This window comes from Spirosoma endbachense, from assembly GCF_010233585.1.
In the GTDB taxonomy this organism is placed as follows: Bacteria; Bacteroidota; Bacteroidia; order Cytophagales; family Spirosomataceae; genus Spirosoma; species Spirosoma endbachense.
Genome location: NZ_CP045997.1, coordinates 5,967,161 through 5,986,997, shown reverse-complemented (window position 1 = coordinate 5,986,997; position 19,837 = coordinate 5,967,161). Strand labels below are relative to the sequence as shown.

The 19,837-nt window shown below is 48.8% G+C and carries 23 protein-coding genes; 6 read left to right on the top strand and 17 right to left on the bottom strand.

Annotated elements, in window-relative coordinates; translation table 11 throughout:
- Positions 1 to 120: 120 nt before the first annotated feature.
- The 4 genes from GJR95_RS24185 to GJR95_RS24170 all read right to left on the bottom strand — a co-directional run bounded on the left by GJR95_RS24185 (position 121) and on the right by GJR95_RS24170 (position 3,260).
- On the bottom strand, positions 121 to 357 hold the full coding sequence (locus GJR95_RS24185) for a hypothetical protein (RefSeq protein WP_162388308.1): 237 nt from the start codon (positions 355 to 357) through the stop codon (positions 121 to 123).
- Between the two features lie 688 nt (positions 358 to 1,045).
- Positions 1,046 to 1,528, bottom strand: a complete 483-nt coding sequence (locus GJR95_RS24180; RefSeq protein ID WP_162388307.1) for a hypothetical protein — start codon at positions 1,526 to 1,528, stop codon at positions 1,046 to 1,048.
- 71 nt (positions 1,529 to 1,599) lie between these two features.
- Positions 1,600 to 2,976, bottom strand: coding sequence for a site-specific integrase (locus GJR95_RS24175; RefSeq protein WP_162388306.1), 1,377 nt, complete (start codon positions 2,974 to 2,976; stop codon positions 1,600 to 1,602).
- Between the two features lie 29 nt (positions 2,977 to 3,005).
- On the bottom strand, positions 3,006 to 3,260 hold the full coding sequence (locus tag GJR95_RS24170; RefSeq protein WP_162388305.1) for a hypothetical protein: 255 nt from the start codon (positions 3,258 to 3,260) through the stop codon (positions 3,006 to 3,008).
- A 263-nt stretch (positions 3,261 to 3,523) separates the two neighbouring features.
- Between GJR95_RS24170 and GJR95_RS24165 the strand changes: the two genes are divergently transcribed.
- The 4 genes from GJR95_RS24165 to GJR95_RS24150 all read left to right on the top strand — a co-directional run bounded on the left by GJR95_RS24165 (position 3,524) and on the right by GJR95_RS24150 (position 9,837).
- Complete coding sequence (locus tag GJR95_RS24165; RefSeq protein ID WP_162388304.1) at positions 3,524 to 4,282, top strand: helix-turn-helix domain-containing protein; 759 nt, start codon at positions 3,524 to 3,526, stop codon at positions 4,280 to 4,282.
- A 3-nt stretch (positions 4,283 to 4,285) separates the two neighbouring features.
- Positions 4,286 to 4,510 carry a hypothetical protein gene (locus GJR95_RS24160; protein WP_162388303.1) on the top strand — a complete coding sequence of 75 codons (225 nt, stop codon included), beginning with the start codon at positions 4,286 to 4,288 and terminating at the stop codon, positions 4,508 to 4,510.
- A gap of 1,123 nt (positions 4,511 to 5,633) precedes the next feature.
- Complete coding sequence (locus GJR95_RS24155) at positions 5,634 to 6,923, top strand: hypothetical protein (protein ID WP_162388302.1); 1,290 nt, start codon at positions 5,634 to 5,636, stop codon at positions 6,921 to 6,923.
- Positions 6,924 to 7,296: 373 nt separating this feature from the next.
- Entirely contained in the window at positions 7,297 to 9,837 is a 2,541-nt protein-coding gene (locus GJR95_RS24150; protein WP_162388301.1) for a patatin-like phospholipase family protein, read from the top strand.
- A 5-nt stretch (positions 9,838 to 9,842) separates the two neighbouring features.
- On the opposite strand, the gene GJR95_RS24145 is transcribed toward GJR95_RS24150, so the two are convergent.
- Positions 9,843 to 11,105, bottom strand: coding sequence for a Y-family DNA polymerase (locus GJR95_RS24145; RefSeq protein ID WP_232540850.1), 1,263 nt, complete (start codon positions 11,103 to 11,105; stop codon positions 9,843 to 9,845).
- Between the two features lies 1 nt (position 11,106).
- Entirely contained in the window at positions 11,107 to 11,619 is a 513-nt protein-coding gene (locus tag GJR95_RS24140) for a LexA family protein (RefSeq protein WP_162388300.1), read from the bottom strand.
- A gap of 106 nt (positions 11,620 to 11,725) precedes the next feature.
- Between GJR95_RS24140 and GJR95_RS24135 the strand changes: the two genes are divergently transcribed.
- A complete protein-coding gene (locus tag GJR95_RS24135) occupies positions 11,726 to 12,058 on the top strand; it encodes a hypothetical protein (protein WP_162388299.1) in 333 nt (110 codons plus the stop codon).
- Positions 12,059 to 12,395: 337 nt separating this feature from the next.
- Entirely contained in the window at positions 12,396 to 15,476 is a 3,081-nt protein-coding gene (locus GJR95_RS24130) for a P-loop NTPase (RefSeq protein ID WP_162388298.1), read from the top strand.
- A gap of 172 nt (positions 15,477 to 15,648) precedes the next feature.
- On the opposite strand, the gene GJR95_RS24125 is transcribed toward GJR95_RS24130, so the two are convergent.
- The 11 genes from GJR95_RS24125 to GJR95_RS24075 form a co-directional block, all read right to left on the bottom strand.
- On the bottom strand, positions 15,649 to 16,098 hold the full coding sequence (locus GJR95_RS24125; RefSeq protein ID WP_162388297.1) for a hypothetical protein: 450 nt from the start codon (positions 16,096 to 16,098) through the stop codon (positions 15,649 to 15,651).
- Positions 16,099 to 16,104: 6 nt separating this feature from the next.
- Entirely contained in the window at positions 16,105 to 16,476 is a 372-nt protein-coding gene (locus tag GJR95_RS24120; RefSeq protein ID WP_162388296.1) for a hypothetical protein, read from the bottom strand.
- Positions 16,460 to 16,951, bottom strand: coding sequence for a hypothetical protein (locus GJR95_RS24115; protein ID WP_162388295.1), 492 nt, complete (start codon positions 16,949 to 16,951; stop codon positions 16,460 to 16,462). Before GJR95_RS24115 ends, GJR95_RS24120 begins: the two co-directional genes overlap by 17 nt.
- A complete protein-coding gene (locus GJR95_RS24110; protein ID WP_162388294.1) occupies positions 16,948 to 17,157 on the bottom strand; it encodes a hypothetical protein in 210 nt (69 codons plus the stop codon). The genes GJR95_RS24115 and GJR95_RS24110 overlap by 4 nt, the downstream gene beginning before the upstream one ends.
- A gap of 71 nt (positions 17,158 to 17,228) precedes the next feature.
- Complete coding sequence (locus GJR95_RS24105; protein ID WP_198424738.1) at positions 17,229 to 17,516, bottom strand: hypothetical protein; 288 nt, start codon at positions 17,514 to 17,516, stop codon at positions 17,229 to 17,231.
- A gap of 2 nt (positions 17,517 to 17,518) precedes the next feature.
- On the bottom strand, positions 17,519 to 17,971 hold the full coding sequence (locus GJR95_RS24100) for a DUF3127 domain-containing protein (RefSeq protein ID WP_162388293.1): 453 nt from the start codon (positions 17,969 to 17,971) through the stop codon (positions 17,519 to 17,521).
- 25 nt (positions 17,972 to 17,996) lie between these two features.
- Positions 17,997 to 18,281: a hypothetical protein gene (locus GJR95_RS24095; protein WP_162388292.1), complete on the bottom strand. Its 285-nt coding sequence runs from the start codon at positions 18,279 to 18,281 to the stop codon at positions 17,997 to 17,999.
- Positions 18,278 to 18,496: a hypothetical protein gene (locus tag GJR95_RS24090; RefSeq protein WP_162388291.1), complete on the bottom strand. Its 219-nt coding sequence runs from the start codon at positions 18,494 to 18,496 to the stop codon at positions 18,278 to 18,280. The genes GJR95_RS24095 and GJR95_RS24090 overlap by 4 nt, the downstream gene beginning before the upstream one ends.
- A complete protein-coding gene (locus tag GJR95_RS24085; protein WP_162388290.1) occupies positions 18,489 to 18,740 on the bottom strand; it encodes a hypothetical protein in 252 nt (83 codons plus the stop codon). The genes GJR95_RS24090 and GJR95_RS24085 overlap by 8 nt, the downstream gene beginning before the upstream one ends.
- A complete protein-coding gene (locus GJR95_RS24080; RefSeq protein WP_162388289.1) occupies positions 18,730 to 19,356 on the bottom strand; it encodes a hypothetical protein in 627 nt (208 codons plus the stop codon). Before GJR95_RS24080 ends, GJR95_RS24085 begins: the two co-directional genes overlap by 11 nt.
- A gap of 23 nt (positions 19,357 to 19,379) precedes the next feature.
- A complete protein-coding gene (locus GJR95_RS24075) occupies positions 19,380 to 19,625 on the bottom strand; it encodes a hypothetical protein (protein ID WP_162388288.1) in 246 nt (81 codons plus the stop codon).
- Between the last annotated feature and the right edge of the window lie 212 nt (positions 19,626 to 19,837).

The window sequence follows — 19,837 nt, the reverse complement described above, 5'->3', positions numbered from 1 at the left end:
TGTTGTTTTCGTCCGCTACTACCCAGACGGGAAGGCATTTGATCGTTACTTATTTGACAAAGCACCCCAAAAATGATTTGAATAAAAGAGAAAAGCCCGGATCAGTTGGTCTGGGCTTTTTTAATTTTGACTGACTACCGACAATGGCGCTAAATAGAACTGTTGTCGGTAGTCGACCATTCGAAGCAGATAAGAAAGCTCCGCCAACGAACCTCGTTTGGGATCAAAGCCACGAAAGTAGAACAGACCAGACTCTTCCATCAGATGGCCTACTACGCTTTTATAGCGATAGCGGTTATTCTCTCCAGGCGATTTAACGAAGCCCAGGTTTAGTAACAGGTCATGCGTTAGTTCCATAGAGTAAAAGTAGTGGAAGTTAGCGTCTTTTCAGGCTGCCAAATTTTGATTAGAGCCTCAAAAAGACTTTCTTTATCTGAATCATATTCTATATGGTGTGGATAGAAGCGGAAAGCCCGGATCAGTAGGTCCGGGCTTTTTTGTCGATCGATTGCAGAGCGGGTAGGATAAATCTGTAGTCTCCATACCCTTACTTTTTACGTGGAATAAAGCCGGCTAGTGCCGCCTGTTAACGGAGGGTAGTGAATAACATCTGTGATCGTACAGGCCATACTTGGTTTACGTGTGGCCTGTACGATATTCATCCAGTCTGTTTAATAGGGCACCATATTCATTTTTTTGAAGACCTGACCAAACAAGATTAACGTCTGGTTCATGCCTATTCGGTATTCGACCTAGCTATCCGAATCGGCCATCTAAAGTCCTAATTACTGCGCGAAAGCAATTCTTATCCCAAATTTATTTGATATAAAATCACTATATAGTTGGTGTATAGTAAATAAATATGACATAAATGGTAAAAATAGTTGCCATAGATCCACTGCTGGCCCTAAGCAAAAGCGATACAAGAACCAGGTGTATCTGTGTTTTACAGCAGTTGGCGAGGCTACTTATTAATTCCCTGCTGGGTAGGGCTTGCAAGCGAATCCATAGAAACCGTTCCAATTCGCCCAATCCAGCCTTCGCGTTATAGAGTGGAAGCAGACGATTCGCAAGTAGCCTTTAGGACTGTCTTACTTAATCGGTAGGCACGAATCCTAAAGAGGAAGGCCAGATGACGCAGGGGGACGAGCTGTTTGGCAAACCGGGGATTCTCGGGCCACAGCGTCAGGGAGTCCAGACCCGGTTTCTCCTTTAAGCGGCCGTAAATAAACCCGTCGATTCGCTGATGACCCTCTTGTTCCAGCAGCGCTACGTAGAGGCCCGTAGGTAAGGTGTCCAGGCTATGGAGGTTCACCACCTCCCCTTCAACGATGGTGTCAGCAGGAATCGTCGGCATCATTTGAGTACCGGAAAAACGAAGCAGGATACAGTCCGTTTGCAGGACTTGATAATTGGCGGTTAGCGGCAGGTCCTTGGCGATTAGCTGACCTGCACCGGCCATCAGATAGCGGTGGTAACCGGTAAAGTCCAGCAACTGGACTTTGGCCGAGGGAGAATTTTCGATCATGGGCTACGGTAGGTAAAAAAAACAAAAGCGGACTTGGGGCGATGGATCGGATCTTGGCTGGCAGCGGCTGATCAGCTGGCCAGGCGCTTCAGCTCGCCGGATGGATAGATCGCCTTAAAGACTTTCAGGACCGGCTCCCGCCGGCGCTTGTAATAGTGCTGCTCGGTCATGGTCGTTCGCGTGTGGCCTAGCATGGTCGCCATTTGATCCAGACCAAAGCCCCGCTCTTCGGCAAACATGGTAAAGGTCTTGCGGGCCAGGTGGGTGTGCAACGTCTCCTGGATGCCGACGATGTTACCAATGATCTTGAGCGCACTATTCATTTTAGTGTTGGAGATGACCGGTAAGAGGACCCCTTTTAACCGGCAAACCCGGTGGTCTTTGTAGCGGTTTAACAGGGCAATCGCTTCGGGAAACAGGGGCACAAAGGACTGAACCCCCGATTTATTCCGATCTTTCAAAATGCAGTCAATCTCATCAATGCGAACAATATGCTCAGCGGCCAGACTTTCCACATCCGTATAGGCCAGGCCCGTGTAACAGCAAAACAAAAACACGTCCCGGACCTGGTTTAAGGTCACTTCCACAAAATCACGACTGGCCAGCTTTTCCAGATCGGCCATGGTGAGCGTTTTGACTTCTTTATGATGGCGGCTAAGCCGAAGGGCGGCCAGTACATTGCGATCCACCCAGCGGTGGGCGTGGGCATAGGTCAGCATCGATTTGAAAAACTGAATAATCTTTACCGCGTAGTTGTGAACATACTTTTTGGTGCCCTTCAGGTAAGCGAACAAATCATACTCGACGGCTGGCGTCAACGCCTCCAGTAGGGCATTCTTACCATAGGTTTCGGTCACGAATTGGGTCAATATGCGGCCGTACTGCTCGTAGCGTTTGCGACTTAGCACGCCCAGCCCGTTGCCTTCCAGCTTGGCTTTGATCCGGTTGTAGTCGGTAATGGCCCCCAGGATGGTCGGGATTTTGGGTTTGGGTTTGTGGAGGCTCAGAACAGGCAGCCCGCTACTGGTTCGACCCATGAGGTAGTATTCTTCGTCCTGGTGAGTGGCCAGACCCAGCGCAATATCCAGAATGAATCGTGGATTCAGGGATTTGCCCATCAGCAACCGCTCGTTAAACACCTTTACGATTTCGTTTTTGAGGGCGGCCAGTCGAGCGGTGTTCACCGGATCCCCGGCAATGACCAGGCTTTGAGTATCGAAATCGGCTTTATTGGCCACCACGATACCGGTCGAGCGGGCCTCGGATCGCATGCCATTGAAGCCAACTCGGATGTAAATGGTTACGGGCCGGGCCGGGTCTCCCGACCGCTGTTTTTCCCCGTACTTTCCTTTTCGGCCATAGCCGGTAATGTGGCAGGTGACTTGGCGAAAGCCAGTGCCCTGTTTGATGAGCCATTCTTTTCGCTGGGCTCGGGTGTGTCTGTCCATAGCTTGCATCCGGTGTAGAAGGTTTATGACTACAATAAATCCTCGGCTTTGACGGGGAAGAACTGATTAAAAAAATGAATGAGGGTTTTGATCTCCCGGGAATCGGGATGTTTCTGACCGCGCAAAAACTGGGCGAAGCGAAGCCGGTTGATGCCCGTTCGCTGATAGAAGCGTCGGCTGGGTTTAAAGCAAAGGGTGGTCTGGGTTTCAAACCGGTCGATCAGCCGTTGCAAAGGAGGAGACAGGGCGGCTTCCAAGGGAGTAGCGGGAGCAGAGCTAAGCATAGTAGGATGGCTAATACGTTGGTTGAGGAACACTACGATTGAATCATTCTGGGGCTAAAAGTACAGAATAAAACACAAATGTGCTTAATTTGCCACAGGTGTAGTGAAATCACCACTGCTCCTATTGATCGTATTCAGTCATCGTAGCGCCTTTACTTTTGACAAGAAACCGAGTTACTTCTGACTAGTAAGCTACCTAGTAGCGTCTCTATCTAAATTTATTAAACGTACTACTGTCTTTGTAATCAGCTTTTTATTCCGCCATGGCTACCCAAACCGACCCCATTTCCCTGCGAATCAAATCGATTCGTCAGCAAAAAGGCATCAGCCAGACCGATCTGGCTCAGCAACTGGGCATCGACCGCTCGCAGTACCACCGGCTGGAGAACCGGGGGGAACAGTTACCCCTGGCCATGCTGGGGCGAATTGCCCAGGCACTGGGTGTTTCCCGGCTGACATTGCTGGACGAATCCACGCCGGGCGAATCCACCGATCAGGACGAGTCGATCAGCCAGCTGACGGCGCGCGCTGAGCAACTCGAAGCCCATCTGGCCGACCAGCAACGGCTCCTGGCTCACCTGGATGCTGCCAACCAGGCACTGGTCCAGCAGGTGGAGCTCTGTCTGGCCCGACTGGCTCGTCGCTATCGGCTGGACCAGCTGGATGTGCCCGGCGTGGATTCGCCCGGCGGTAGTCTGATTGCCGTCCAGCTGGCAGGTCCATCCCTGGAGCAGTTTCCGCATCGAACCCAGCAGCATGTGCTCTTCGATAAGACTTATAGCGGCCGTCAATTGGTGTATCTGGCCTTGCAGGCGAGCATTAGCGAAGCGAGTCTGTTTGAGTTGATTCTTCGGCTCATCGATCTGCAGCTGATTGAACCCACCAAACTCTACGCGCGCGCTTTTCTCTACCTGAACCAAATGACCCAGGTGTATGTCGACTACCTGGATGTGATAATTCAGGCCCGGCGGCAGGAAGAAAACCGGCAATGGGAGACTTTGCGCACCCCTTTTATCTCCTAAGCCATGGCTAAGCTCAGCACGTCTAAAGCGATCGACCGGATTCTCCATGAGGAAGGCTTTTTGCTGATCTGGTTAAAGGCCGGTTACAGCAAAGCATACCGGCGACAGTGTCGCCACCGGCTCCGCCAGGGCCGATTATCGAAGGGGATTCAGGAGAAAATTCTGAGTCAACTAGGCTTTACGCCCCTGGTTGTCGAAACCCGCTGGGATATTCCACGCTACCCCTAAAGGAGATAATTGCACTTACTTTCGGGCACTTCGGTGAAGGGCCGTAAAAAAAGGATATCGACTCCAAAATAGGGTTGTTTGGACAACGAACCAGGCATAAACAGCGGTGCAATTTTATAAAAAAGCCAAAAACGCGATCAGTTGCGTTTTTGGCTTTTTTATTGACTAATCGTTGTATTATCAGCTGAATAGCAGTCAAAGCCGTTCCAAATCTGGAACGAAAATTTTGCCCTTTTTGTCAAACTTTTCAGGCTAATTGATTGACTATCAGTGGCCATTTTCGGGAATTTTGAAAAGCAATATTTTTTCTCGGTTTGCCGACCCCGCCACGCACTACCGGGATAGTGCAATTGCACGATTTAAAAGGCCATGCATATATGATTGCATTTGGTTTCGGACATCGATCTGAATCCCATTTGTCGAGAGCGGATCATCTCCTGTTAATGAGAGAAGAACGTACTCAATCGGTAGGCCAGGACAAACTATCCCCCTTACAGTCAAGCATGCTGTAAGTGCAATTGCCGTTGACGATCAACTTTAAGGCTGAGTTAGCCTAAGTGAGTCCGTTGCTACCGGCTGGTGATTGACAGGCAATACCAGCAATAAATACCGAATAAGTGATGAGTTGTAAATGGCCCCTACGATAGGGCGAGCAGACAAGAAGCGTCTGCGAATATCCCGTTGACTGACGTAAAATTTGCAGTAAATACAGTGCGATCTACTTATAGCTATGTATTTGGTAAGCAGCACCTAAGGCTTAGAAAGCTAGGCTGAAGCAGGGTTTATCGGCGGATGAAAAGTGGTAGAAATACGGGTATTCTTTTTAAAAATGATGAAAAACGCTTAAAAATCTCTAGGCCTAACTAGATATTTACTCATTAGCTAAGATAGTTTAACTGAAGGTGTAGTAAAGGCTCAGTCTATAATTTATGGTGACAAATTAGTGGGGTGTACAACTAACTAAGTAATATCCTGATTTATTGTTAATGGATATTTATTATGTCATTAATACACACTAATATTTTAATTAATATTTAATATCATCGAAAGTTATAATTAGAAATAAATTAATTTATATCGCATCGTTAACATTTAATCTTCAAATAGTTAAATCGGTAACAACATGAAAAACTTAAACATCCGCACGGCGCTCATCCTTTGCATAGGATTGGTCGCTGCACTTTCCTGTAAAGAAGAATTAAAAGTCAATCAGCTGGATACTGCCAGCTCGCTGCCGCCCCCAGGGGCTGATTCTGTAAACTACACGGCGCCTGCTGCGTTTTTGTACAATCAGTTGCGCCTTCACCTGGCTGATTTGGATCCGTACACGCTTTTACCGGAAGCCCAGCGAGCAGCCTGTAAAAGTCTTATGGATAGTATGAAAGCTGCCCCCCAAAAAAGCGTGATAGCCGTCTGGGATAAAGCGCTAACTAACAAGCGTATATCGGCCTCGTTGCATGGAGCCCTAAAGCAATTCTCCCAGGACAGGGCGGAATTTATGGCTAAAGGGGCCGATCAGGCGAGTCTGGATAGCTGGTATCAACAGCGAATTGCGCAGACCTACGCCAATCAATCCCTGACACCGCATGATCGGGAGTTTCTCTTAAAGCACCAGGCGGTTCTGCGGTATGCGGCTAAAGCCTTTTATGAAGCGCGGCTACAGCCGGTGGCAACGGATTCGAAAGCCCGGACTAGTTCGAACTGTACTGAAAGTCAGACTAGTTGCTACAACGAATTTATTGAATTATTCGCGGGAATCGGGGCTTTATTCTCCGAAGGAGCCGGTGGTATCGTTGGCGCCGTTGTGGGAACAGTGGTGGCGATAGCTACCTGTTCCTGCGATTCGCATCCATGTACCTATTCGACCTACATTTCAACGCCGGATGTTTGTTATGATCAATATCATGGCCTCGACTTTACCATTGCCGGCTACGGGAACGGAGCCATCGGTTTCCAGTGGGAGGTATATAGTAGCGATAACATGATACCTGCCAATTTACTGGTTAGCCGAAGCGGAACAACTACCTTTAACATTAGCAATGCCGAGTTGCAGGGTAATACGGCCATCTACGTGCGGGCGCTGACCAATTGCGGAGGAACGCTGTTAACGCCGCCTAAACTGCTGATGATCAATATTCCCTATCTGGGCCAGCCGTCGTTTTATATGACTGGCAATACAAGCCCCTACTGTACGGCCTGGGAAGGGTATAACCTGGTAGGCACTAATATTCAGAATACGGTCTGGCACATTTATACGTACGGACCAAGTTCGGGTACCTTTATCAATCAATATTCCACCAGTGCTATCGTTCAGTGGAATTCAACGCCCGGCTACATCCATCTGGTAGCCGATGCGAGTACGAGCTGTGGTTCCTATAACAATGGACTTTACATTACAACCCACACGTATTAAGTGAGATTAATCGACCAACGGCGATTCAGCAATCCGTTTCATTGATTAAATCTGAGGCCATACGGAATCGATACCGGTTGCCCAAACCTGTAGTCGGTAACCAAAAAGAGTCGGGGCTGGAACGGCTATTTACGCTCTAAACCAGCCAGGTCCCAACCGGGAAGCTCATTCGAAAGAGATGCCTGTTTCCACAGTTGAGGAAAACTATCGCATCAGAATCCATTTTGTCAGCCATCAGACGTGCCCGTTTGATGGCTGATTCATTTATAAAAAGGGTGTTTTCCCCCTACTAATTCACGGATTTAGCCCCGAACTTTTTACTCTCAATGGCAATAGCTTTGGCGATCCCTTACCTTCCTACCTCCCTTGAACAATGGCCCAGTCCGATCCAATTCTGATTCGTCTTTATAAGGCCGGCAGACAACTGGTCAATTACTTGAACCAAAAGCCCTTCTGGCATACCCTGTTTGAGTTTATACAGCTAAGCGTCCGTAAGGTCTGGACTATAATCCGGGTTTTATTTCTCAATCATTACTTCCGGGGCGTGGTTGTTATTCTACGCACTGTTTGGCTCATTGTGCTCATTCTTTTTATCGGCATTGCCTTTCTGACCCTGATGGACCAGGCTCGGGATGTGCTCGAAGCCATGGTCGAGCCCAGCGCCATCTCAACCTGGCGGACGTTCATTGCGTTTCTGGTGACGTTTCTATGCAGCTTGTCCACCTGGTATTTTACCCGGATCGTCTTTGTGCTGAAAAACCAGCAGCGTTACGTTGAAGTCGAACTCGTCGAGCACCTACAATCTGAGCAAACAGGGGTAGGGATTGCAGGCGAGCAGGCGGGCACAGGTAAAGTGCCGGATGGGCGGGGAGGTGGCGAACTTACCGCTGAGCCCATGCCCACCGAGGAAGTAGTCCCGCTGACCCAGAAGACCCATATCATTACGACCACGGAGCGAGGTCGGGCGCAGCAGACGGGTGATGAAGGCCTGGCGATCGACGATACACTCTTTAAGTTAGACGATAACTTACTCAAAGTCTTTACGCGCTGGACTCCCCTAGCGTTGGGTGCCATTCCTATGCTCACGCTGATGCTGGCCCTAAGCGACATAAAAAATAGTGGCATACATATCGCCATCCTGATCGCCTTATTTTTCCCCTACGTGCTCATTGCTTATTTCAGTCAACACTACGTCAGAAAAAGCCCAAATGCGGTCGTCAAGCCAATGGATGAGACGGAGGTTCAAAGCGACGATCGGGACATTCAGGGGCATAGTTTAACCGAGCTACTGCCCATCCACCTGAGCCTGATCGCTGTGGCCTTTCTGTTCTCGCTGACCTGGTTTATTCTGTCGACCTGGTGGGAAAGCAATATGCTGATCAGCCGTTCCATTGGGCCTGTAGCCATTGTCTTTCTGGGCTTAACGGTGCAAGTGTTCGTGGCCAGCGTGTTAATCTACCTGGATTACCTGTTTAATACGCCCCTGACGCTCATGATTATTATTCTAGCCGCTTTTTTGCATAATAATAATCACCAGATTCGAACCCTGGATCACCGGAATTACTACTCCAAGGATCGCTATGATAGCCTGAAAATAGCCGAGCATTTTAGACGCTGGCTTGACTATCGAATCGATACCACCACCGTTAAAGACTCTGTTGCCGGGCCAGATACCCTTTATCCGGTCTATCTGATTGCGGCGGAAGGGGGAGGGGTCCGGGCTGCGCACTGGACCGCATCGGTGCTGGCTAAACTGCAAGCCATGGATCCCCGATTTTTTCGGCATGTGTTTGCCATCAGTGGCGCATCTGGGGGCAGTGTCGGAGCCAGTATGTTTACCGCTCTTTACCGGGATAGTTTAGTTTTCTCCCAGGATCCCTACTATGCGACCCATCAAACTTCGTCGCTTCTAACGCAAACTCAATCCATTCTAAAGAATGACTTTCTATCTCCACTCGTGGCCGCCTTCTTTGCGCCTGACCTGGTGCAAAAATTTTTACCCCTATCGATCAATAGTTTTGACCGGGCGCAGTACCTGGAAGATTCGTTCAGTAGTGCCTACTACCAGAATGTAAACCCAGGCGGGGATGGCCCCATTCATTTTAACTCGCTCGACAGCGCCTTTACGGACTTATGGCGGATTAAAAATACGTATGAATTGCCGGCCTTGTTTCTCAACACAACGCGGGTAGAAACGGGCCAAAAGGGTATTCTGACGCACTTACAGATTGCCAACAATCCCTATTTTACCAACATTATTGACGTGCAGGATACAATTCACCAGCACATTCCCTATAACACGGCGGCTTTCATCAGTGCTCGCTTTCCCCTCGTTACGCCGCCGGCAACCGTTCGGCAGCCCAACGATCCGAGTGAGGACTGGTCGAGCTTTGTCGATGGCGGCTATATCGATAATTCCGCCCTGGAAACCACGATGGCCGTCCTGAGTAGCATCCTAAATGATGGCAACCCGGACGATAAGTCGTGTCCCCCACCCGATGCCGCGTATCGAAAGCTACTGTCTAAAGTAAAATTCCGGGTGATCTTTATTAAAAATTCGGCCCAGAGCGACGAGCGTAACGAGCCCCAAACCCTGAAAGGATTTTATGAGGTGACGGCTCCTGCCAAAGCGTTCTTCAATTCCTGGGATAACAACCTAAGTTCCAAATACTTTATTACCCGGGAGTACTTGAAGGGTAAATCATCCGTCAGTAACCAGGTTCAAGTCGACCCTCAACTGTACATCCTGGAGCTGGACCGAAAGAATGGAACCATTCCCCTAGGGTGGGCTTTATCGCCAGGTGCCAATGCCCGTATTAATGACCAGATTAAGAACCTAGATCAAATTATTGGTCGAAACCGACAAAACAAAGCGTTGCTCAAAGGCTTAGCGATTAAATTCCGAGCGAATTAGGTACGTCAGGATGCTTTTAGGATCTGCTTCCAGTCGGTCGTATAGGCCTGGCTGAGACTGCCCTGCACCTGCGACCAGTCGGGCTGGTAGAGCTGGGAGGCCAGGCGCACTTTATCGCGGCCGTAGCGGTGATTCAGCCGATCGATCGTTTTGCCGATTTGCAGGGCTTTCTCGTCGGGCCAATCGGAGAACACCCCCTGCTGGCGGAAACTCTCGGGCACGATGTCGTTAAGGATAATACCCACCTTCTGGTAGTTGTAGCCCAACTGTAACAAATTCTCCACCACCGGGATGGCGTAGCGCAGAAAATCAGGCAAATGATTGGTGTGGTGGGGGAGCCGGATCGAGCGGGAGGCCGAGTACTGTTTGGCGGGCAGGCCGTTGCCGGGCGTTTTCCGGTTGGGGTTGGTGTGCAGAAATACCGTGACGTGCCGGGCCAGGGATTCCTGGCGACGCAGTTTTTCGCAGCACCGGGCTAGGTAGGTGGTTAGCGCATCGGTGATGTTCTTAAGATCCGGAATGAGCTGACCAAAGCTCATGGCCGTGCAGATCGTCTTTTTGGGCGGAGCGTTGATCTCCAGCAACCGGCAGGGGTAGCCCCGCAGCTCGTAGACCATCCGCACACCATTGACCGTCATGCGATCCCGAACCCAGTCGATATCGCCGACGTCGCGCAGCTGGAGGGCGGTTTCGATGCCGTTTTTTTTGAGCATGGCTGCGTAGCGGCTTCCGACGCCCCAGAGATCTTTTATTTTGAAATCCGAGAGCGCTTCATTAGCTGACTCCAGCGAGTTGATCACGCAGACACCCTCCAGCTCAGGGCGGGTTTTGGCACATTTGTTGGCCACTTTGGCCAGCGTTTTAGTCAGGCCAAAACCCACGCAAATGGGCAGTCGTAGCCACTGGGCGACGGTGTCCCGCATAGCCGAGCCTAGCCCCTGATAAGACGGGTAAATACCCTCGAAGCTGGTATCAATCTGCACAAAAGCCTCATCAATGCTGTAGGGCTCGACGTGATCGGCAAAGTTGGTCAAGAGGCTCATCAACCTCGACGATAAATCGCCGTAGAGCTCGAAATTTGAGGAGCAGATCTGCACCTGGTGCTGCTCAATGAGCTCCCGGATTTGAAAGAGGGGCTGGCCCATTTTGATTCCTACATTCTTAGCCTCCTGGCTCCGGGCAATCACGCAATGATCGTTGTTGCCCAGGGCAATGACGGGTTTTCCGTTCAGGGACGGATTGAAGCTGCGCTCACAGCTTACGTACATATTATTCACGTCGATGAGTCCGTACATAGTCCTGAGCGGTTTTGAGTTGATCACTGTCCCAGCGGGGTGGTTTGGAAACAATGCGTACCACTACACCCAGCACCAGAAACTGATCGGTTTCAGGGTGAATGTAGAGTGGAGTGTAGTGGGCGTTGCTGGGAAAGAGCACCACCAGCTTACCGTAGCGGACAAAGCGTTTGACGGTACAGGCCCCGTTGACCCAGCAGACAATGATCTTGCCCGATTCGACGAGCAGGGCTGCATCCACCACCAGAATGGAGCCCGGATAGATGTAGTCCTCGATCATGCTTTCACCGGCTGCTTCCACAAAATAGGTAGCATCGGGATGCTGCACGCAGAGATCCTGCAAATTGAGCCGCTGGCGCAAAAAATTCTCTGCTGGATTGGGAAAGCCTGCCTGTACGGTCGATAAATAAAACGGGATCGGTACCCGTTCACTGGGGTCAATGGCCCAGATATTACCGGGCGGAATCGGATCAAGGGTGTCTATCATAACGGTTTGGAAAAGCATTTAACCGCTATAATATAGTTTTATTGTATATCGTACAACTATTGAATATAAACCTTTATTTTAGAGACTTCAAACAACAATAAATCTGATGCAATACTACCTCCGTTTTCTATGCTATGATGAGCCTAGCAGGGAAACATACCAGCAAATTCATGAAGATATTCCGATTGAAGAACCGCCTAAATTTAGCTATGGAAAGGCTTTAATGATCGGACCCGATGAGGATGATCCGAAAACGTGGCCCGTTTATGTAGTTGCTCATATTTCCTTTATGGAGGAGATTGTTGATCCGCTTAATGAGAATAAAAAAGCTCTTCTATTTAAATACTTTGTGGCCAGACTGGAGGAATTTTCAAATTTTAGTACTCCTGAAATCATTCTGGAAATTATGGAGGAATCCGAAAAAGAAGAATTGCTATGATTTAATGAAAGCCCGGATCTGCTAAGGCCGGGCTTTTAAGTGTAAGATCGAATTGTAAAATTAGGATACAACTTGAATTCCTAGCCGCCATAATTTTAAAGACCAGGATCCGCCCGTTTATCGACGAGCGGATCCTGCATAGTCGTTGCTCGCAAAATTAGATTAAGGGTGTCGGCAAGCACAAGACTATAGTTAGGTTTATAACTCATCATACTTTATTGCGAGGTATTGTAGCTCCTTGCCAGTAATTTGGCTGGGATATACCAATTTGCTGTGGCCGTGCTTTGCCAGTCTATAGTATAATTATTTATCTTACGATTAATCACGTATTCACACCATGCCAATCGTAGAAACGGCCCTTGCATTTGTAGGCGTCTATTATGCGGATGCTATCATTGGTTTTACCCAGGATAAACTTAAGGGCGCTGCCCAAAAACGACTCGATAAACTTCAATCCGTACTGAGTCAGCGTAGTATTCCGATCAATCATGACATTCAAAAAGCAGTACGTCAGAGTCACCTTGAAGCCGGGTTGCAGGCGGCACGGTGGGGGAGAGCTCAGTGGAAATTCGAACCGGGTAATCAGGAAGAAGCTTATTGGGAAGCTGATGCAGCCTATCGGCTAATTATCGATTACCTGGATGCAGAATTGTATCGTTTCAACGACGATAGCTACATTCCAAATTCGATCGCAGTGAGCGAGGTAATTCATCTAAATTTTAGTCAATCAGCAACCGAAATTCATCGAAATGCCGCTGAATCCATTCGACAGCACGTACTGGATGAACTACTACGGGAGCTGGAGGCCCATTTGCAAAGTCGAAAATACGCGCGCGTTCTCCCGAAAGACTTTCGCCGAGCTGTGCTGGAAGGATGGGTAGATAATGGCAAAAATTTGACAGTTTTTGACGTAATGTGTGACTATTTTCATGAATATGTCAAAACCAATGAACGGCTGCGAACCATCATTCAAATAGAGTGGCTGGCGGATATAAAGACGGATGTTAACCAGCTGACCAATCTGGTGCAGGATCTTAATAATGATTTTATAGAAACCTATGGCAAAATTCCGGCCTATTTTGAAGAGTTTCAGAAAACGATCTTAACAGAAATAAAAACCCTGAAAAATGAGCAGTTAACTAGTCGTACTCAGGAAGGGGTTTGGCAACAACTGACGTCCGCAGATTTTCGACCTATTGAAATCGATTATGTTAAAAAATATTATGAAGGTCATGATCCAGTCTGGCCACTAATAAAAAAATTTACATTTAAACGTGATCGCCAGGACCATATAATTGACCATTTGGAAAGTGAAAGTGCCTGCATTATTACGAGTGCAGGAGGTGAAGGTAAATCGACATTACTCCATCAACTTGGCATTTATTATTTTGAGAAAAACGTTCAGGTTTTTTATAATTTCCACCCTGTCGGCGATGTCGACACTGCAATTGCCGAGAAAGCTAGTCGTCAGGACACCGTATTAATTATAGATCACGCCGAGCAGGTGCTGAACCTGCCTGCACTACTTATTAAGGCTGCCTATAACCGACGCCTTAAAGTGATTCTGGCATCCCGTGAGAATGAATGGTTTCACTATTTAAATCAGGAGAAAAACCGACCCCATAAACTGGATATAATCAAGTATACAGGTAATCAGAAGTTTACGCTTGGAGAACTATCACCAACTGAAATTAATGCCTTATCAAACACGCTTATTAAAAGCAAAATCGGCTTCGGCCTAAGTAAAGCAGACCTGGTACAACTTCTGAACGATAAGAGCAATAAGTTTTTGCTCTCAAAAATGCTGACCATTTCTAAGGGTAAAAATTTAGAGGCTATCTTAACAGATGTAGTGCAGAAGATTTATGGCTGGGACAAGGATCACGGAATTGAAGCTCTGAAAGCATTGGCAATAATCATTATGATTGAGTTACGAGCTCCCAAAAAAGGTGACATACTATACAGTTCAGAATCTTTTCTTAAGGCAAGCCTTAAAGAAATACCCGTCGAAAATTTAGATAAAGTTTACCCAAAAATTAAAGGGTATCTTTTGGAAGAGGCTCCTATCCAGAGTAGCAGTTTAAAAGTGGTAACCCGCAACCCAATTATATCTGAGTTTTTTTACAGAATTCTCTTCGACGCAGAAGATAGTCTGCTGGATGAGACTGACATCGTATTGTCAATCATGCATGCAGCACTAAAGGAAGGAACGAGTTTTGGGCCGCTAAGATCATTTGGGCAATATCTGCTGATTAACCTACCTCAAAACTTTGTAGCTTTTAACCCAGAATTAGCTAGAACACTTTACCGATTTGCTTTTCAAAACAATTTTATTTCCAGCAAATGCATTGATTGGCTGAAGGCAGAGATTAAAGCGGGCAATATTGGGGATTACCACATCGAAAACTCTGCCAAATGGATTTGTAAGGTCGCTGCTCAGAAAACGGCAGACCAACACATCTATTTAACGTGGATAGCCCTAGAACGAGGAGAAGGGAACATTGGGGATTACCATATCGAAAACTCCGTTAAATGGATTTGTAAACTCGCTGCTGAGAAAACTTCCACCGACCAAATCTATGCTGCCTGGATAGCCCTGGAGCGAGGAGCAGGGAACATTGGCGATTACCATATTGAAAACTCCGCCCGATGGATTTGTAAACTCGCTATTAATAAGGCTCTCAGCGACCAAATCTATGCTGCCTGGATAGCCCTAGAACGTGAAGCAGGGAACATTGGCGATTACCATATTGAAAACTCTGCCCGATGGATTTGTAAACTCGCTGCTGAGAAGACTTCCGATGGACAGATTTATCTAGCCTGGATAGCCCTGGAGCGAGGAGCAGGGAACATTGGCGATTACCATATTGAAAACTCCGCCCGATGGATTTGTAAACTCGCTATTAATAAGGCTCCCAGCGACCAAATCTATGCTGCCTGGATAGCCCTAGAACGTGAAGCAGGGAACATTGGCGATTACCATATTGAAAACTCCGCACGATGGATTAGCAAAGTCTATAATGAAAGGTATAAATCAACTAATATAGTGAATCAGTGGATATTAACAGAAGCAGGACAAAGAAATTATGGAGACTACGAAACGGAAAACTCTGTTCGGTGGATTTGTAAAGAAGGATTTGACAAAAAAATAGCCAAAGGTGGGCTAAGCCTTAAGTCACTATCGATTTGGACTCTTGTGGAATATCTGGCTGACAACATTGGTGATATAGATATCCAATACTCAGGCCAATGGCTGCTATTCTATTTTTACGAAAAGGGTAAAGAGGCAGAAGGTTATAAAGATATTTTAAAAAAATACGAGACTTTTGAGCATTTGGAAACTAATGTAAGGCAATATGCAAGAGCGAACGATACTATTGGTGATTTCACAACCTGGCTGAAGCACGTAGGCATCTAGGCTCTATGGATTCAGGCAAACCAGTAAAGCAATTCCATCAGAGCATTAGCATCGAGCAAGTTAAAGAATTCTTGTATCAGTCTGAAGACTCGATACTAGCTAATCTGATAGAGTGAGGGCGCTAGCTAGCCCTCACTCTATCAGATTAGCTAATGGCAGAAAAAAGCAAATTTCAATGCCATTTATCGTTTAGTAATCCGGAATCGAACCAAGGTAGGGTCAGTTGAGGTGGGCGATCATGATCCCGTCCGTATTTGCGGTTGCGCACATGCTGAGGCATATCGTAACCCAAGTGGCAGCGCTGACAGAGCGCTTTTAAATTGTCATCCGAATTGTTGGTAGGATCCCGATCGAGATGCGCCACTGTGAGAATAATCTTCGTTAGCCGCATGTAGCGCAGGGCTCGCCAGATTCGCCATCCGTGTGATTTGATGTGCGTCAGGACCGTGAGTTGCAGCAGCTCACAACCCGTGGCATAGCGATACTGGTCCTTTATCAATCGGTAGACATAGGCGTGGTTTTTGACGCCACACTGCTCGCAGCGGCCCTTTGCCCGAACTTCCCGGATCTGGATGCTGATGGCTTCCCAGTCAGGCGGGTAATCTTCACGTCGCATCGGCATGGCGAACTATAGAAAGCGGGGGGTATAGTAACCAGCACTGTGCGCTGCCTGGAGCTCGTAGCCCAGATCATTTTCGGTTTCTGCCAGCCGGATCGTCGCCGTGGCCCGGATGTTGCGGCCCGCCGGCTTTATGTAGAGCATGGTCTCGTCGTAACGGCCGATCTCAATGGAGGTTTCGCTTTTGCGATGCTCGTGGCAGAACCAGGCCGCTTCACTTTCCAGCTTTTTTTTGAACTCGTCGATCGAGCCAATCGAGTTGGTATCTGCACACCAGCGGGCGGCTACAGTTAGCAGGTGCTGCTCCAGCGCATTCAAGGCCGGACGTTGTCCGGTTTCCAGGGTGAATTGTGGCAGAGTTGGCTTATTCATCCGTTTCATCTTTTAAGCGGTTAAATTCTGTAGTGGTAATCTCGATCATGTCGGGCCGGGGCGTGTAGACGCATTTCTCGTTGATGTCAATCAGACAGTAGCCTTTACGCCAGTGGCAGCCGACACTGCGCACCCAGGCTGTTCCGACGGCCTGGCGTTCAAAGCCGACGATCTGGTTGATGTCGGTCTTCTGAACCACCGGCAGCCGACGGATCCGCTTCAATAGATCCTCAAACTTTCGGAGGGCCTTGGGAAAAAAGAAATGCCGGGCTCCGTGCGAATAGACCCGCTTGTAGTCATTGGGCTTGTCGGGGAATTCAAAGCCCCAGATGCCACCGGCGATCACTTCGCCCGAGGTGACTACGCTTGTACTGCCCACTTCCTGGCAGATCACCTGGGCGGCTTTACGGCACTCGTTCATTTTGTCGTAGAGGGCAAAGAGTTGTTGGCCCGTTGGACTCTGTCGGTCAATTTTGTATTTCACGATTTGTGGAGTTTTCGTTTGAGATAGCGAAGCGTGACCAGTAGAAACGCTCCGGCGTAATGGGCCAGGGAGAGCCGGCTAAAGCGCCGGTTTTTTAAATAATCGTCGAGCATCAACAGGCTCAGAAAGGCCAGTAGCCAGGGGAGCTGGTTGCCGATCAGACTTTGGTTCATGGATTGGAAGAGCAGTGAATGTTCGGGTTTCATGGCGTTTGGGCTATAGAATCCCCTACCCAGGCGGGCTGATGAAAAGCAGAGCCGTGGAGAGGAGAGTGAGATTAAGCGGAGAACTGGTTGAGGAGTCGGCCCAGAAGCCAGGTGAGTGCCAGCAAAAACAGGGTGAGCAGCAGGACGGCCGGCACCAGCCAGTAGGGTAGGGTGATCCACCACCAGGAGCAGTGGATCAGATCGGTGAGCTGGAGAATAACCAGCACCAGAAATAAACTCGACTGGAGCAGGGCTCCCTTTACCAGCGTGGGCCAGCGAAGTTCGACTCCATCGGATTCCACCTCAAAATCATAGCGGTGGATCTCCTCAAGTTGCGAATACAATAGGCGCTTATCCATGACTAGAAAGGTAAATCGTTACCATCATCCTCAGTGCCTGCATACGGAAAACCGGACTGAGCCACTTGGCCCGTCTGAGCATACTGACCCGGGCCAGTCATGGGAGCCGGTGCTGGAGCAGCCGTGGCGCGGGGAGCAACGGAAGCGGCCGACTGCATCTGGAGCACGTTGATCTGCCAGGCATCGAGATTGGTCATGATGGCCTCTTTACCCGTATCCTTGCGCTGGTACTTGCGGCCGTTGATGTTGAATTTGACCTCGATCGTCTGGCCTTTTTTGAGGTTATCGACCAGGTTCACTTTGTCGCCAAAGAGCTGGAATTCGGGCGTATTGGGATAGGCCGGATTGTCGGTGATGTCGAGCCAGAAGCTGCGCACGTTGCGGTTATTCTGACCGATCTGCTTGATGTTACCCGCGCCTAAAAACTTGCCGGTGATTGCTAATTGGTTTGCCATGGGAATATAGTAAGTAGTTAAAAGATTAGTCGATCAGATTGTCCATCTCCAGGGCTGCGATGACAATGAGCCCTTTCCAGAGTTCCCGTTCATCGTCGTCGAGCGCCGTGTCGGCATCGAGCTGATCAACCATCTGGTCGGCGAGCTCCACGGCCGTCATGCCTGGCATCTGATTCAGGATGGTTTGCAGGGTTTCTTTGTAGGAATTGAGCATGGTATCGAATTCCTCACCGTGCTGCTCTTTCATCGTCTGGCGAAACTGGAGCATTTGCTGTTTGTGCTCCTCAAGCGTTTGATCGTCGGGATTCATGGACTGGTTGGTTTTGAGCGTAAAATGATTTCCTTAAGCCGGTTCTGCTTATGCAGTCCAACTTGGATGTCTTCCTGCCAGATGGCTTCATGACGGGCACATTTACCGACTGAACTAATACCCGGCTGCTGGGCAACCTTGTCTCCGCAGTACATGCACTGGGTCAGGGCATCGCGGCTGTCATCGTAGCGATCGGAGTCGAGCATCTCAGCCATGTTGATCCGGTTTAACCGTTTCGACACCCAAAGCCAGTGCGTTGATGACCATCAGGCAGCTGTCAAAATTTTCGGTGCACTGACGAAAACCACCGGGTTTACTGTCACTGATGATGTAGTCCTGATCCACAGTAACCGTGTGGGGCTCGCCTGAAGCCGACTGGAAATACAGGTAATGCTCGGTGAGCGTCGAGGGAAAATCACCGTGGTAGCGGTGCAGCAAGGTCAGCAGTTTAGTTGTCATCGGAATTCGAATCGTTATGAGAAAAAATAGAAACCCCATCGACAGTGATCGAATGCTGCTGGGCAATGCTGGCTTTCACCTGTCCCAGAAATTCATTAAAGCCATTGATGGCCTTTTGCTGGCCGGGCGAATCGGGGGCGTACCGCATGATCGTTTCCCAGTGGTCAGCCAGACGACGGCGGATGTCGGGGTAATTGAGCCCTTTGGCATCGAGGACTTTATCCGTTTGCCGTTGGCAGGTGATCGTCATCTCCAGCCCCAGTAAGGTGATGGGAAAGGTTTCCTTCTCCAGATCAACCCCAGCCCGGTAGACGCAGCCATCATACAGCTGATAGCCAGACAGCAACTCCTGGACCTCCCAGACGCCCATATCATGCAGCACCAGTTTGGGCAGGCAGGCTGATTCTGCTGGAGTGCTGTTCGTGGCTGCGGGCGCTGCGGCCCAGGCTTTGTACTGTTGTTTTAGCTCAGATAGTCGATTGCGAAGACGATCCGCAAGCCGACTGGAAATTTCCCGCGCTCGTGAGTCTTCCACGCAGGCAACGCTGGTACCGAGCTTTTCGACATCGATGGTTAGCTCGTCGAGTTTGTCTTTAAAATCAGGGGATTGGTTCATGGTATAAATCGATTTGTTGGTTGCTAGAGTAAAATGGGGCCTTCAACGCGTTTGAGGGTGCCTTGCCGAATCCAGCTCATCACCTCGTTATAGGGAAAATCCTGGACGCATTCGGAATCGGCATCATAGAGCTCGACCACGGTTGCTTTGGGGGTGCTGGGCATTTTGAAATAGCCGCCCAGGGCCGTGACCACCCAGAGCTTTCCGTTCCCATCCATCCATTTGCTCCAGCGATACAGGAGCGGCTCGTCAGCGGGCTGATTTTCCATTTTTCGCGTTTTTTCACTGTTTTTTATCCTGAAAATGAGGGTCTGTAGTGTACTACATTACTACACTTTGGTAAAATATTGACTATCAGTGTGTTATGTTGATTTTGGTGTAGTATTGGTGTAGTGCGCCAAATACATTACTACAGGACTACACGATTACTACACACTTACTACAGCATTACTACATTTACTTTATTGATTATCAGTCTTTT